The following is a 12,847-nucleotide window of genomic DNA, read 5'->3' as shown; positions in this document are numbered from 1 at the left end:
CCTAAATTTGAAAATGCAGTTTTTACTGCTCAAATTGCAAGCGTCTTCATTCGCTATATCATTAAAAATCATTAATTTAGAATACTAGTTTTTTAATCAAAAAATGCAGTTGTTATGAAAGGACAATGGTTAAATCATCAGCACAAGACCCTCTCATTGGCATTTTCTTTATGTCTAATGTTGATAATGGGCACTTCCAAGGCACTTGGTTTTCAGGAACAAGAAAATTTCACACAATACAAAGGTGAGGTCACCGATGCTTCCTCCAACAAACCCCTTGTTTTTGCCACACTTTCGGTTGAAGGAACCAACATAAGTACCATAACCAACACTGAAGGTAGTTTTCAATTGAAAATACCTAATTCAATGTCTGATGGCACGGTAATAGTTTCCTTTTTGGGCTATAAAAGCAAAAACATTCCAATTGCGCAATTAAAACCCAACAGAAACAAGATTTCACTGGTGGTTTCGGTTACAGAACTTACCGAGGTAAACATCAATGCACCAAAGGATGCCGCCGCCTTGGTTAGGGAAACATTGGCGCGCAAAGGAGATAATTATTTTGATGACCCCACCCTAATGACGGCTTTCTACCGGGAAACCATAAAAAAGAGAAAACGAAATGTGTCGCTTTCAGAAGCGGTAGTCAATATCTATAAATCTCCATATTCTTCTCTTCGAAGAGATGCAGTAGAGCTTTATAAGGCAAGAAAAAGTACCGATTACAGCAAGCTGGATACAGTAGCCCTTAAGCTGCAAGGAGGCCCCTTCAACACGCTTTATGTGGACATTATGAAGTATCCGGAATATATTTTTTCGGATGGATTAATCGAAGACTATCGGTTTACCTTTAGTAGGTCCACTCGAATCAATGATAAATTGATTTATGTGATCAAGTTTAACCAATTGGAAACCATTTCAGAACCGCTTTATCAAGGAGAACTTTTTATAGATGTTGACCAAAAAACCTTGACCAGTGCAATTTACACCCTGAATATCACGGACAAGGTGAAGGCCGCAAAACTTTTTGTTCGAAGAAAACCGGCCAAAGTTGATGTGTGGCCCACAGAGGTGGCATATAGGGTCGATTATCGTGAAAAAGGTGGAAAATGGTATTATGGCTATAGCAATGTGTTACTTGAATTTAAAGTGGATTGGGACGACAAATTATTCAATTCAGTTTATAGCATGACTGCCGAAATGGCCGTAACCGATTGGGAAAAGAACGTTACAGGGCAATTACCTAAAAATAGAGATCGTATTAAAAAGTCAATTATTCTTAGTGATGAAGCCCTCGGGTTTTCCGATCCTGATTTCTGGGGCGAATACAACATAATTGAGCCCGAAAAATCGATTGAGTCAGCTATCAGGAAAATACAACGTCAGCTTAGAAGAGCTAGAGCACGAGAAGGTAATTCTGCTCCCTAAAACAGATGGAATTAAAAAGCCCCTTTTAAAAGGGGCTTTTTTTATTTTTCAAATGTTTTTAGCGTCTTTGAAATAATGGAAACACACTCTAGGAGTTGTTCCTTGTTCATTACCAACGGAGGCGCAAATCTTATAATATTTCCGTGGGTAGGTTTGGCCAAAAGACCATTTTCCTTTAGCGCCATGCAAATATCCCATGCAGTGGAGCTATCTTCAGAATCATTGATTACAATGGCATTTAAAAGCCCTTTTCCTCTTACCAACCGTACCAAATTGGTTTCCTTGATAAGCTTTTCCATTTCCTTCCTAAAAAGTTCGCCCAATTCATCAGCGTTTTGGGCCAATTGCTCCTCTTCAACAACCTCCAAAGCTGCCATCGCCACGGCACAGGCCAATGGATTTCCTCCAAATGTGGAGCCATGGTTACCGGGTCGGATGACTTCCATAACCGCGTCGTCGGCCAAAACAGCCGAAACTGGCAATACTCCGCCAGATATTGCCTTGCCCAAAATCAATACGTCTGGTTTTATACCTACATGGTCAATAGCCAAAAGTTTTCCGGTCCTAGCGATACCGGTTTGTACCTCGTCGGCCATAAAGAGTACATTATTTGCTTTGCAAAGCTCATATGCTTCCTTTATGTAGGTGTCATCAGGTACATAAACACCCGCTTCACCCTGTATGGGTTCAACTAAAAAAGCAGCAACATTTTCATCTTTTAAGGCTTCTTGCAGTGCGTTTATATCGTTGTAGCGGATAGAAACCAATCCGGGCGTGAACGGCCCGAAATTTTCAGTTGCGATAGGGTCGTTTGAAGCCGAAATAATCGAAATCGTTCTCCCGTGAAAATTGTTCTGACAAACTATGATCTTTGCCTGGTTTGACGGAACACCCTTTTTCTCATACGCCCATTTCCGGGCCAATTTAAGCGCAGTCTCCACTGCTTCTGCACCCGTGTTCATGGGTAATAATTTGTCGAAACCAAAATATTGGGTAACAAATTCTTCATACCTGCCCAACATATCATTATAAAATGCACGGGAAGTCAGTGTAAGCTTTTCAGCTTGGTTCTTTAGTGCCGCAATAATCTTTGGGTGACAATGCCCTTGGTTTACCGCGGAGTAGGCAGACAAAAAATCGAAATATTTGTTACCCTCAACATCCCATACATAAACACCTTCTCCCCTACTCAAGACAACAGGAAGCGGATGATAATTCTGGGCACCATACTTGTTTTCTAAATCTATCGCATGTTGCGACGTTAAATGCTCTAAAACAGCCATTTTAGTTATAATTAAATTAATAAAACAACCATTCCTACAATACCTTTATTCTTTCGAGGACTCGAAAAAGCAGCGTGGGAGAGAAATCATCCCTGAAGAGCCGCTAAAATATTAAATATTTGGCAATTTCCCCATATTTCAGGATTAAGGGCCTATTTTTTATGGGCCAAGGCAGAAACTTGTAGTTCCAATCTCTTTAACTCCCTTAGGATGTCATTTTTATCCATTTGCATCCACATATATAGCTTTAGCATACTCATCATCATCATACAAATAAATGCCCCCATACCCCATTTGATCAAACCGTCAGTAGTATTTGCATCAAAAAACTGTATGCCACAATAAATCAAAAAACCAAAACTTAAAAGGACAACAATATTCATGATAACAGCAAGCCAAGCCATCTTTCCTTTAAAAATTCCCCCAAATTTCTCCAGTACATTCTGTTCACCCAAGTCGTCATAAAATTTGGCCTCCTCCTGGGTCAATGCTTCCTTGATCAATTCGTCTATTTTTTCAATCTCTTTTTTCATCACTATCGATTTTTAATATTGTTTTTAATTTTTCCCTGGCATGGAACAATCTCGATTTAGTTGTTCCCACCGAAATTCCAAGTATGCTGCTTATTTCTTTTAAAGAATATTCCTCTATATAAAATAGTTTCAACACCAATTGCTGATTTTCTGGCAGTTCTTTTATGGTCAGCAGCAGTCTTTTGATATCGGATTCTCGGGTATCCTCTGCATCCTCTACTTTTGTTTCCAAATAATACCTTTCGACTTTCTCCCTGTTACGCTGGATGCTTTTCACATAATCCAATGATTTACGGGTTACTATTTTGGTTGCCCAGCTGGCAAAACTATTCGGCTCTTTAAGTGAGTACATCTTGTCTATGATAAGCTTCCATGATTCTTGAACAATATCTTTGGAGGCTTCAATATCCTTGGTATATCGATAAGCATGTCTGCACAGTCTGAGATGATGTCGTTTTACCAATAAGGGAAAAGATTTTTCATTTCCTGATTGATATTCCAATACCATTAAACCATCAAAAGCTTTTTCGGTTGTTTTCATACGAATTTCTACCCTAAGGACGGCCAACAAACAAAAAGGTTCAAAAAAAAAGGATTTTAACTGCTTGAAGCCTCAAGTTAGTAGTTCTTTATGAAAACCTATGCTTACTTTTGCGGCATGCGTAGAAAAAACAAGCGAAGAACGTTTGAAAATGTCGAGGTAATCGATGCTGGGGCCAAAGGAAAGTCAGTGGGAAAAGCTCCTGATGGAAGAGTGATTTTCCTCTCCAATGCAGTTCCGGGTGATGTGGTGGATGTGATGACCACAAAAAAGCGAAAAGCCTATTTTGAAGGGATTGCCACAAACTTCCACACACTTTCCGATAAAAGAACCACACCCCAATGTGAACATTTTGGAGTCTGTGGTGGATGCAAATGGCAGCATATGGCCTATGAGCACCAGCTTTTTTTCAAACAGAATGAGGTTGAGAATAACTTAAAGCGGATCGGTAACATTGAATTGCCCGAAATAACCCCTATTCTCGGTTCTGAAAAGCAATATTTTTACCGAAACAAGATGGAGTTTTCCTTTTCGGACAGTAGATGGCTCACCCAGGAAGAAATAGATTCCGAAATTCCCATCGAAGATAGAAATGCCCTTGGATTTCATATTCCCGGAATGTGGGACAAAATTTTGGACGTGAAAAAATGCCATCTTCAAGCAGACCCATCAAATGAAATTCGTTTGGAGATTAGGGATTTTGCCATTAAAAATGAGCTTTCATTCTTCAACCCAAGGACACAGAGAGGACTGCTTAGAACAATGATGCTTCGCACGACTTCCATAGGAGAAATTATGTTGCTCATCCAGTTTCGTGATGATGATAAAGAAAAAAGGGAATTACTACTGAATCACCTAGTTCAAAAATTTCCTGAAATTACCGCATTACTCTATGTGATCAACCAAAAACAAAACGATACCATTTACGATCAAAAGGTAATTTGCTTTGCCGGGAGCGACCATATTTTTGAAGAAATGGAAGGGCTCCGGTTCAAAATAAATGCAAAGTCGTTTTACCAGACCAATTCAGAACAAGCCTATGAGCTGTACAAAATCACAAGGGATTTTGCTGGATTGACCGGAAATGAATTGGTCTATGATCTATATACAGGAACAGGAACCATTGCTCAGTTTGTTTCCAAAAATGCCAAAAAAGTAATTGGTGTCGAGTCCGTTCCAGAAGCCATTGAAGATGCCAAGACCAATGCGAAAAACAACACTATTTCCAATGTTGATTTTTACGTAGGGGATATGAAAAATGTGTTCAACCAGGAATTTATTGATGAACATGGGCTTCCCGACGTTGTGATCACAGACCCTCCGCGAGATGGAATGCATAGAATGGTAGTAGAGCAACTTTTGTTGGCCGCACCAAGGAAAATTGTATATGTGAGCTGCAACAGCGCAACCCAGGCCAGGGATTTGGCTCTATTGGACGAAAAATATAAAGTTATACGGGTGCAACCTGTTGATATGTTTCCTCAAACACACCACGTTGAAAATGTCGTACTTTTGGAGAAACGGGTATAATTTTTGAAGAAATCTGTTTTTAGCTTAGCATGAAAAAAATACTTCCCATCTTACTGTTAGCCTTCCTATTTATTCAACTGGCTTCTTGCGAAAAAGATGATATTTGCGTGGAAGGTGACACTCCCCTTTTGGTCATCGGTTTTTTTGATATCAATAATCCTGAACAATCCAAAGATGTTCCATCATTACGTATCAAAGAGGTGATTTTGGACAATAACGTCAATACGATTACCGATCGTGCCAGTAATTTGGATTCCATTGGCATTCCCTTACGTATTGATGCCACCAGCACCCAATTTGCTTTTATCACCAATTCAGCTGATGACGCCACAACAGGAGAGGAAACTGGTAATATTGATACCCTTACAATCTCCTATAATACACGTGATGCATTTGTGTCCAGAGCTTGCGGTTTTGTGGCCAACTTTGACGATGTAAATGTTGGCTTACCAGCAAGTACCTCTAATTGGATTCAGGACATAACCATTGTTCAACAAACTATAGAAAACTCCAGTAATATCCATGTCAAGATATTTCATTAGCATTTTTTTCCTTGCGGTTTCCTTTGCGGGAATATGTCAAGATAAATCCATTGATTTACAGCCAAAGGACACGGTTGAGTACAAACAGGAATATGGCTTGCGTATTGGAGCTGATATAAGTCGTTTAGTGCTGTCATTTATTGATGAGGACTATACCGGGCTTGAGCTGGTCGGGGATTATAGGTTGACCAACAAGCTGTATTTGGCCGCCGAAATCGGGAACGAGGAAAAAACACAAACCGAAGGTTTGGGGAGCACGCTGCTATACAACTATACCACTTCGGGAAGTTATGTAAAGGCAGGTGTCGAAATCAACTCCTACGAAAATTGGTTTGGAATGAACAACGCCATTACCATTGGTGGGCGATATGCTGTTGCCAGTTTTAATCATACCTTAAACGAATACAATATTTTTGATAGTAATAGATTCTTTAATCCAGATGGATTTTTGGCAGGTGCGCAGACTGGCCAAGAATTCAGTGGCCGAAATGCGTCTTGGCTCGAATTTGTAGCAGGGGTGAAAGTGGAGCTCTTTGCCAATATCTACGTGGGCATGAGTGCACGATTGGGCTTTTTGGTAACCAATAAGGAAGAGGATGTTTTTCCAAATCTCTGGATTCCAGGATTCAACAAGGTAACCGATGGAAGTAATTTTGGAGTAAGCTATAACTATTCCATTGCGTATCTCATTCCTTTTTATAAAAAATCGAACAAGAAAAAGGAAGCACCTCCTGTTCAAGAAGAAAATTAAAAAGCTTTCTAGTTATGGAAAATAAAAACGCCTTGATCAACTATGTTGAATTCAAGGCTTTGGACATAGAAAAAACAAAATCATTCTACAATCATTGCTTTGGATGGGAATTCACGGATTATGGACCTACATATACCGCATTTTCAGAAAGTGGGCTTGAAGGAGGGTTTGAAAAAACAGATGAGAATGTTGTAAACGGGGCCCTTATTGTCTTATATCATGAAAATCTTTTACAGATTCAAGATAAGATTGTTCAGGCAGGGGGAAAAATAGTCAAGGAAATCTTTTCTTTCCCAGGTGGGCGTCGATTCCATTTTACCGACCCCTCTGGCAACCAACTGGCCATTTGGTCAGATAGGTAGAGTTAATTGTTTCATATCCATTACAAATTCTATGATCATAAGAATTTTTACCGCTTCAGTACCTTCGACCCTTCATCAGGAGTTTGAGGCCAAATTCAAGGAAATATCGGTTCCCCTGGTCAAGGGGCAACCAGGGTTGTTGGGAATTGACATAGCCAAACCCACAGAATGGAATCCAAATTTATTTGTGATGATTTCCAAATGGGCATCAAAAGAAGATTTAGTACGTTTTGCAGGTGAGCAATGGAATGAAGCTCACATTCCCAAGGGCATGGAAAAATACATAGATTCGTGCTCCGTTGAACACTTTGTGAACATTCCCATTTAGCAAACAACGCAGTTACGCGGGCGGATTTTCGGTATTACCGGAAGTAGTTTTGAATTTTTCTCTTTTGCTTCCCGCATACATCTCATACTTGACCAATCTAGATTCCAATTTGCCATTGAAGGTTTTTATTTTTCTTGAAGGCCTAAGTCCAACATGCTTCAAAGCCTCCAGGTTTGAAGTGATCAGCCAAGCATCCGTCGCAGGATATTGTTGCTTTAAGGTATCGCCAATCTTTCCATAAAAATCCTCCATATCAATTTGAAGGCGCTCCCCATATGGTGGATTAAATACCATATGTAATTTTGAATCCACTGGCTTTTCTGTCCGGAAAAAATCCTTACGCTCAATGGTGATGTATTCGGAAAGGTTGGCATTATCGACATTTTCTTGAGCTTTACGCACTGCTGAAGGAGCCTTATCATATCCAATAATCTTATGATGGAACTCCCGTGTTTTGTTCAGACTGACATCCACAATTTTTTGATGTAGTTCGGCATCATAGTCTTCCCAGTTCATAAATGCATAGTTCTCCCTATTGATATTCACAGGAATGTTGCATGCAATCATCCCAGCTTCAATTAAAAACGTGCCGCTACCGCACATGGGGTCCAAAAAGTCCGTTTGTCCATCCCATCCGCTTGACAATAACAAACCCGCGGCCAGTACTTCGTTAATTGGAGCGATATTGGTCGAAATACGATATCCTCTCTGATGTAAAGAGCTTCCAGAGCTATCCAAAGAAACTGTACAAAAGTTATTATACAAATGAACATTGATGCGAATATCCGGATCATGGGTATTTACACTTGGCCGTTTGCGGTCAACCGCCCTGAACTTATCCACCAAAGCGTCCTTGACTTTTTGGGAGACAAATAAAGAATTGTTGAACACTTCAGAATGCATGGTGGTATCAATGGCAAAGGTTTTATCATGGCCAAAATACTTGGACCAGTTTATGCGATACACATTTTGGTAAAGGTCCTTTTCATTAAACACCCTAAAGGAAGCAATTGGTTTAAATATTTTTAAGGCAGTACGAAGGCAAAGATTGGCTTTATACATAAATCCCGTATCACCTTCAAACGTTACATTCCGAACACCTTCCTTTACATGACCTGCTCCCATATTGCGAAGCTCTTTGGCCAGAATAGGTTCAAAACCATAAAAAGTCTTGGCCAACATTTTAAAATTACTCGCCATTTTTAGCAAAAATATTTTGGTAAAAATAGGCTATTTTTATCCCTTCAACACAGCATATGAATTTTCCCTTTACAATGATTTTTATTGCCCCAATTTTGGCCGTATGGGCAAGCTTTCTTTTTGTGTGGATATCTCGACCCAAAGACAAGAAGAACATTAAGTTGTTACTTGCTTTTAGCGGCGCTTTTTTATTGGCGCTGACCTTTTTTGAACTACTCCCTGAGGTATATGAAAGTCAAAGTCCAAAAACCGTTGCGGTTTTTATTTTGGCGGGAATATTGTTGCAGATTTTTTTGGAGTTCTTTTCCAAAGGTGCAGAGCACGGGCATGTACATCTGGATTTGGAAAAAAATAAGTTTCCGCTTCTGCTGTTTCTGAGTTTGTCAATACATGCCTTAATTGAAGGAGTACCCATACACGGAAATAATTCCATTCTTTATGGAATCTTGATTCATAAAATACCCGTTGCCGTTATACTTAGTATTTTTTTAATCAACTCCAAACTGAAAAAAAGTGCAATTATCCTTTTCATAGCGGCTTTTTCATTAATGACTCCCTTTGGAAGCTATTTGGCACAATCTGACTGGATAGAAGCTTATGCCTCCATATTTACCGCATTGGCCATAGGTGTAATTTTGCATGTTTCTACAATCATTTTATTCGAGAGTTCGCAGGGGCATTCATTTAATCTTCGCAAACTAATTGTAATTATCTTAGGGGTCGGGGTTGCCTATTTTGTATAATCTAAAAAGAAAATCAACGCAAGATTTCCGTATAGATCAACAACCAATGACTCGCCGCACCTCCCAACACAAAAAAGTGCCAAATTAAGTGGTTATAGGGGATTTTTTTTATCGCATAAAATACTATCCCAATGGTGTAGAAAGCACCTCCAAGTGCTAGAAAAAACATCCCTTTTGAAGTGATATTTTCTGAAAGAAATGGATAATCGATTACAACCAACCAACCCATAATGCCATAAAGCACCAACGAAAAAACTTCATATTTCCCCGTAAAAAAAAGTTTTAGTAAGGTTCCCAAAAGAGCAATTCCCCAAACGGAGTAAAACAAAAGCCATCCTTTGGATGCTGATAAAATGGTGAGACAGACAGGCGTATAAGTTCCGGCTATTAAATAATAAATGCTGATATGATCCAACACCCGAAGTTTCTTTTTCAATTTTGGATTTTTAACAGCATGATAGATAGTTGAAGCCGTAAAAAGTAAAATCAACGATAAACTGTATACGACAATGCTACCATATAAAAAGGGTACACCGGTCAGGTCTTTCTGAAAAACAACGAGGAAACCGATAATTGAAAGTATAATTCCCAAGGCATGGGAATAGGCATTCCATTTTTCTTCGATTAAAACAGATTTGGGATTGGAATTCAAGAATTGTTATTTATAGCGTTGACCGTGTTTGATGACCATATCTACATCCTGCAATAAACTGATATAACGAAGTACATCACCATCCACAGCAATGATATCAGCATATTTACCCGGAGTAATGGTTCCCACATCATCTGCAACCCCCATCCACAGTGCTGGCCAATATGTTGCAGAGCGTATGGCATACATGGGATCAATACCAAATTCGTTCACCCAAACATCCAATTCATTCCAAGTGGATTGACTATGGAATTTCATTGGAATACCACTGTCGGTACCAACCAACAAGACGACCCCGGCATCCAAAAGTTGTTGGATCTTGGTTTTTAACGTGGGTTTTCTCGATGGAGTCAATTGGAAATAAGGCAATCTATCCGGATGCTTTATACTATTCTTGATGTCCACAACAACACTATCAGGTAATCCCAAATGCCATGAATCATTGTCAAGTTTCTCATGATTATCTCTTACATATTCATAATTATATAAACCTTCAACGGTTGGACACCAAAATAAGGGTCCTTTGTTCATTTGGGCCGTTCGTTCCTTGATCATCTCCATAACATCATTGGGATATTGCGGAGCTGAAGATAATCCAGTATGCTCAAAACAGTCAACTCCCACCTTTAAGCCTCTTCTAATTTCTTCCGGTCGATGCCCATGGGCCACCACCTTAAGATTGTGTTTATGTGCTTCATCCACCACCGCTTTTAATTCTTCCATCGTCATCTGGTCTTGATCTATCAATTTTATGACATCAACCCCTGCATTAGCCAATTTTCTAATTTTTCGCTTTCCATCTTCTGGACTGTCAACCCCCCATCTAAAATCTTCTGTTCCAGGATAGGGTTTATGCTGAATAAAAGGCCCCGAAACGTATAAGGTGGCTCCCGGTATTTCACCTTTGTTTATTCTATCTCGCACAGAAATGCTTTCCTTCAACGGAGCGCCCAGGTCCCTTGCGCTAGTAACTCCTGCCATTAAAAGTTGATGGGCGGAAGACGGCATAATTACATCTTCAAACAAGGGCGGATATGTTTTATCCCAATACGCATAATCAGCATGACCATTGATCATGGTGTGCACATGCATATCCCAAAGTCCGGGAAGTACGCTCATGCCTTCGGTTGAAATTACTTCCGCATTTTCTGGAACTTGAAGTGTTTTTACCGTGCCCACAGCTTTAATACGTTCCCCTTCAATCAATATAACACTGTTCTTTATCGGCTTTGATCCAAAACCGTCTATCAATGTTCCACCAACCAAGGCTTTTAAATTACCTTGTTGTGCATTTATTGTAAGGCTAAAACAAATTGAAATAAAGGTTAAAAATGCTCTCATGAGTTATTAATTTCTTTAAATAAAACCTATAGAAGGTATGTCGCTTTTTAATTAAAAATTGTGTTGAGCTCATTCCGGATAATACCAAAACGGTATCTTAACAATCCTACGATAATACACGCTATCTTTTTGATGGTCTTTTCGAGCCACTTCCAACACGTGTTTTCCTTTTGCCAACTCGCCAATATCCAAAAAAGTTTCAAAACCTTCTTGTTCTCTTTGATTCTGGGTAAAAACAAAATCAAAATCGTACGAAGTACTATCAATTTTGAGTTGGTACATCTCTTTGAGGGTACTCATATAATCCTTAAGAAGATTACGTCGATTTTGCCATCCTATTTTACCGGTTTGAAAAGTAGAATGTAATCCACGATTGTCTTCTTCTGGTTTCAATTCCTCATTAAAGTAAAAAACATCATCTTCTATAGTGTGTCCATACACAATAAAAACATTTAGAAACCTGTCTGTTATTACCTTGGATGGTATAGATGCCAAGCTAACATATGTTGTATTTCTTTCAACTGTGTCATCATAGTTCTCCATATTGGCTATAAACGAATTGGAATTCAAGTCTTTATGCCAGTAATTAGACGTACTGAAACCTGTTCCCGCCAATATGGTCAAACCCAGATAAAGAGGTACCAAAATTAAACTTAACCTTCGGCCAAATTTAGTGTCCAAAAAGTTATAGACAATTGGACGGTATAAAAAAGACAATGTCAGGTATTTAAAGAGCCAATATATCGGATAATAAAACCAACTAGTCCATTTCTTCCTTTTTAACCACCCTTGGGTCACAAAATCTATAAAGGTCAAAACGGTTCCAATACCCAAAGCGACTATCAAAGGAATTGCAATCCAGTAACGTATGGTATCTGAGGTGTTTTCACTATCTATCCATAATCCCAATAGGGTAAATACAAATGATAATGCCAGTAAGCCCAATAAATAAAAAAGTAGTAGGAATGTTACTGCAAAAATTATACTGCAATATTTTTCGAGCTTGGCCACATAATTGTCAAAAGAGCCTACTCGTTTAAGTAAATGGTTCTTAAATTTTGGACTGTAATTCAATTCATCATAGTCAATGTCTCCAGAGACATAACGTAATCCAATTGCTCCAATCCACAAACCCCTTAATACGACATGAACCAGCAGATTTATGGTGAGAATATACCAAGACACCAACAATCCCTGCATCATAAATATTCGATACATATTGTCGTTGTTCTGAGCTTCTGCACTTGCAATTTCAATCGGTTCAATAACCATGAACAGCCCATAAATGGCAAAACCGGAAATAATTAGTTCTAATTGCCAACTTTCTTGCTGAAGAATATCAAGCCATTGCTTGAATTTTTTATTGTTGGGATCGTTGCTCATGGAATTTGATTGGTTGATTCTCTAAATATATCCAATTAAGGAAACAAATCATAAAGAAAATAATGAGCAAAAAAAAAGGCCCTTTACGTATAGTAAAGGGCCTCAAGGAAGGCGGCGACCTACTCTCCCACTTGGTATAGCAGTACCATCGGCGCAAACGGGCTTAACTTCCCTGTTCGGAATGGAAAGGGGTGGGCCCCGTCGCCATGGCCACCTAGATCTTCAATATT

The 12,847-nt window shown here is 39.2% G+C and carries 14 protein-coding genes and 1 rRNA gene; 7 read left to right on the top strand and 8 right to left on the bottom strand.

Translation table 11 applies throughout. The features are described from left to right. Positions 1–114 precede the first annotated feature (114 nt). The gene (locus ACULLG_RS09525; RefSeq protein WP_452126563.1) at positions 115–1,428 is read left to right on the top strand and encodes a carboxypeptidase-like regulatory domain-containing protein; all 1,314 of its coding nucleotides are present in this window, start codon (positions 115–117) and stop codon (positions 1,426–1,428) included. Between the two features lie 41 nt (positions 1,429–1,469). Here ACULLG_RS09525 and rocD read toward each other — a convergent pair whose 3' ends face one another. The 3 genes from rocD to ACULLG_RS09510 form a co-directional block, all read right to left on the bottom strand. Then, positions 1,470–2,711: an ornithine--oxo-acid transaminase gene (gene rocD, locus ACULLG_RS09520; RefSeq protein ID WP_452126562.1), complete on the bottom strand. Its 1,242-nt coding sequence runs from the start codon at positions 2,709–2,711 to the stop codon at positions 1,470–1,472. A 152-nt stretch (positions 2,712–2,863) separates the two neighbouring features. Further along, the gene (locus ACULLG_RS09515) at positions 2,864–3,244 is read right to left on the bottom strand and encodes a DUF6768 family protein (protein ID WP_452126561.1); all 381 of its coding nucleotides are present in this window, start codon (positions 3,242–3,244) and stop codon (positions 2,864–2,866) included. Next, positions 3,228–3,785 carry an RNA polymerase sigma factor gene (locus ACULLG_RS09510; RefSeq protein ID WP_452126560.1) on the bottom strand — a complete coding sequence of 186 codons (558 nt, stop codon included), beginning with the start codon at positions 3,783–3,785 and terminating at the stop codon, positions 3,228–3,230. Before ACULLG_RS09510 ends, ACULLG_RS09515 begins: the two co-directional genes overlap by 17 nt. A gap of 117 nt (positions 3,786–3,902) precedes the next feature. On the opposite strand from ACULLG_RS09510, the gene rlmD reads away from it, so the two are divergent. The 5 genes from rlmD to ACULLG_RS09485 are packed head-to-tail and all read left to right on the top strand — an operon-like array spanning position 3,903 to position 7,298. Continuing rightward, the gene (rlmD, locus tag ACULLG_RS09505; RefSeq protein ID WP_452126559.1) at positions 3,903–5,315 is read left to right on the top strand and encodes a 23S rRNA (uracil(1939)-C(5))-methyltransferase RlmD; all 1,413 of its coding nucleotides are present in this window, start codon (positions 3,903–3,905) and stop codon (positions 5,313–5,315) included. Between the two features lie 29 nt (positions 5,316–5,344). Next, positions 5,345–5,857 carry a DUF6452 family protein gene (locus ACULLG_RS09500; protein WP_452126558.1) on the top strand — a complete coding sequence of 171 codons (513 nt, stop codon included), beginning with the start codon at positions 5,345–5,347 and terminating at the stop codon, positions 5,855–5,857. Next, complete coding sequence (locus ACULLG_RS09495; protein ID WP_452126557.1) at positions 5,838–6,608, top strand: DUF6048 family protein; 771 nt, start codon at positions 5,838–5,840, stop codon at positions 6,606–6,608. The genes ACULLG_RS09500 and ACULLG_RS09495 overlap by 20 nt, the downstream gene beginning before the upstream one ends. A gap of 14 nt (positions 6,609–6,622) precedes the next feature. Then, positions 6,623–6,970 (top strand): VOC family protein, encoded by a 348-nt coding sequence (locus ACULLG_RS09490; RefSeq protein ID WP_452126556.1) that lies wholly within the window; start codon positions 6,623–6,625, stop codon positions 6,968–6,970. A gap of 31 nt (positions 6,971–7,001) precedes the next feature. Then, a complete protein-coding gene (locus ACULLG_RS09485) occupies positions 7,002–7,298 on the top strand; it encodes an antibiotic biosynthesis monooxygenase family protein (protein ID WP_452126555.1) in 297 nt (98 codons plus the stop codon). 12 nt (positions 7,299–7,310) lie between these two features. Here ACULLG_RS09485 and ACULLG_RS09480 read toward each other — a convergent pair whose 3' ends face one another. Then, positions 7,311–8,498 carry a THUMP domain-containing class I SAM-dependent RNA methyltransferase gene (locus ACULLG_RS09480; protein ID WP_452126554.1) on the bottom strand — a complete coding sequence of 396 codons (1,188 nt, stop codon included), beginning with the start codon at positions 8,496–8,498 and terminating at the stop codon, positions 7,311–7,313. A 56-nt stretch (positions 8,499–8,554) separates the two neighbouring features. Here ACULLG_RS09480 and ACULLG_RS09475 point away from each other — a divergent pair, with 56 nt between their 5' ends. Beyond that, positions 8,555–9,241, top strand: a complete 687-nt coding sequence (locus ACULLG_RS09475; protein ID WP_452126553.1) for a ZIP family metal transporter — start codon at positions 8,555–8,557, stop codon at positions 9,239–9,241. A 13-nt stretch (positions 9,242–9,254) separates the two neighbouring features. On the opposite strand, the gene trhA is transcribed toward ACULLG_RS09475, so the two are convergent. From trhA to rrf, 4 genes are all read right to left on the bottom strand, one after another. Then, positions 9,255–9,893 carry a PAQR family membrane homeostasis protein TrhA gene (trhA, locus tag ACULLG_RS09470; RefSeq protein ID WP_452126552.1) on the bottom strand — a complete coding sequence of 213 codons (639 nt, stop codon included), beginning with the start codon at positions 9,891–9,893 and terminating at the stop codon, positions 9,255–9,257. A gap of 6 nt (positions 9,894–9,899) precedes the next feature. Beyond that, positions 9,900–11,234, bottom strand: coding sequence for an amidohydrolase family protein (locus ACULLG_RS09465; protein WP_452126551.1), 1,335 nt, complete (start codon positions 11,232–11,234; stop codon positions 9,900–9,902). 69 nt (positions 11,235–11,303) lie between these two features. Further along, positions 11,304–12,617 (bottom strand): hypothetical protein, encoded by a 1,314-nt coding sequence (locus ACULLG_RS09460; protein WP_452126550.1) that lies wholly within the window; start codon positions 12,615–12,617, stop codon positions 11,304–11,306. A 106-nt stretch (positions 12,618–12,723) separates the two neighbouring features. Further along, a 5S ribosomal RNA gene (rrf, locus tag ACULLG_RS09455) occupies positions 12,724–12,835 on the bottom strand. Positions 12,836–12,847: the final 12 nt, after the last annotated feature.

This window comes from Flagellimonas sp. 2504JD1-5, assembly GCF_053618295.1.
The sequence above is the reverse complement of the archived record's forward strand: the minus strand, read 5'-3'. Positions and strand labels throughout refer to the sequence as shown.

Bases quoted from the DNA above. Each gene is read 5' to 3' on its own strand.
- ACULLG_RS09525 (WP_452126563.1), top strand. From the start codon at position 115: ATGAAAGGACAATGGTTAAATCATCAGCACAAGACCCTCTCATTGGCA.
- rocD (WP_452126562.1), bottom strand. From the start codon at position 2,711: ATGGCTGTTTTAGAGCATTTAACGTCGCAACATGCGATAGATTTAGAA.
- ACULLG_RS09515 (WP_452126561.1), bottom strand. From the start codon at position 3,244: ATGAAAAAAGAGATTGAAAAAATAGACGAATTGATCAAGGAAGCATTG.
- ACULLG_RS09510 (WP_452126560.1), bottom strand. From the start codon at position 3,785: ATGAAAACAACCGAAAAAGCTTTTGATGGTTTAATGGTATTGGAATAT.
- rlmD (WP_452126559.1), top strand. From the start codon at position 3,903: ATGCGTAGAAAAAACAAGCGAAGAACGTTTGAAAATGTCGAGGTAATC.
- ACULLG_RS09500 (WP_452126558.1), top strand. From the start codon at position 5,345: ATGAAAAAAATACTTCCCATCTTACTGTTAGCCTTCCTATTTATTCAA.
- ACULLG_RS09495 (WP_452126557.1), top strand. From the start codon at position 5,838: ATGTCAAGATATTTCATTAGCATTTTTTTCCTTGCGGTTTCCTTTGCG.
- ACULLG_RS09490 (WP_452126556.1), top strand. From the start codon at position 6,623: ATGGAAAATAAAAACGCCTTGATCAACTATGTTGAATTCAAGGCTTTG.
- ACULLG_RS09485 (WP_452126555.1), top strand. From the start codon at position 7,002: ATGATCATAAGAATTTTTACCGCTTCAGTACCTTCGACCCTTCATCAG.
- ACULLG_RS09480 (WP_452126554.1), bottom strand. From the start codon at position 8,498: ATGGCGAGTAATTTTAAAATGTTGGCCAAGACTTTTTATGGTTTTGAA.
- ACULLG_RS09475 (WP_452126553.1), top strand. From the start codon at position 8,555: ATGAATTTTCCCTTTACAATGATTTTTATTGCCCCAATTTTGGCCGTA.
- ACULLG_RS09465 (WP_452126551.1), bottom strand. From the start codon at position 11,234: ATGAGAGCATTTTTAACCTTTATTTCAATTTGTTTTAGCCTTACAATA.
- ACULLG_RS09460 (WP_452126550.1), bottom strand. From the start codon at position 12,617: ATGAGCAACGATCCCAACAATAAAAAATTCAAGCAATGGCTTGATATT.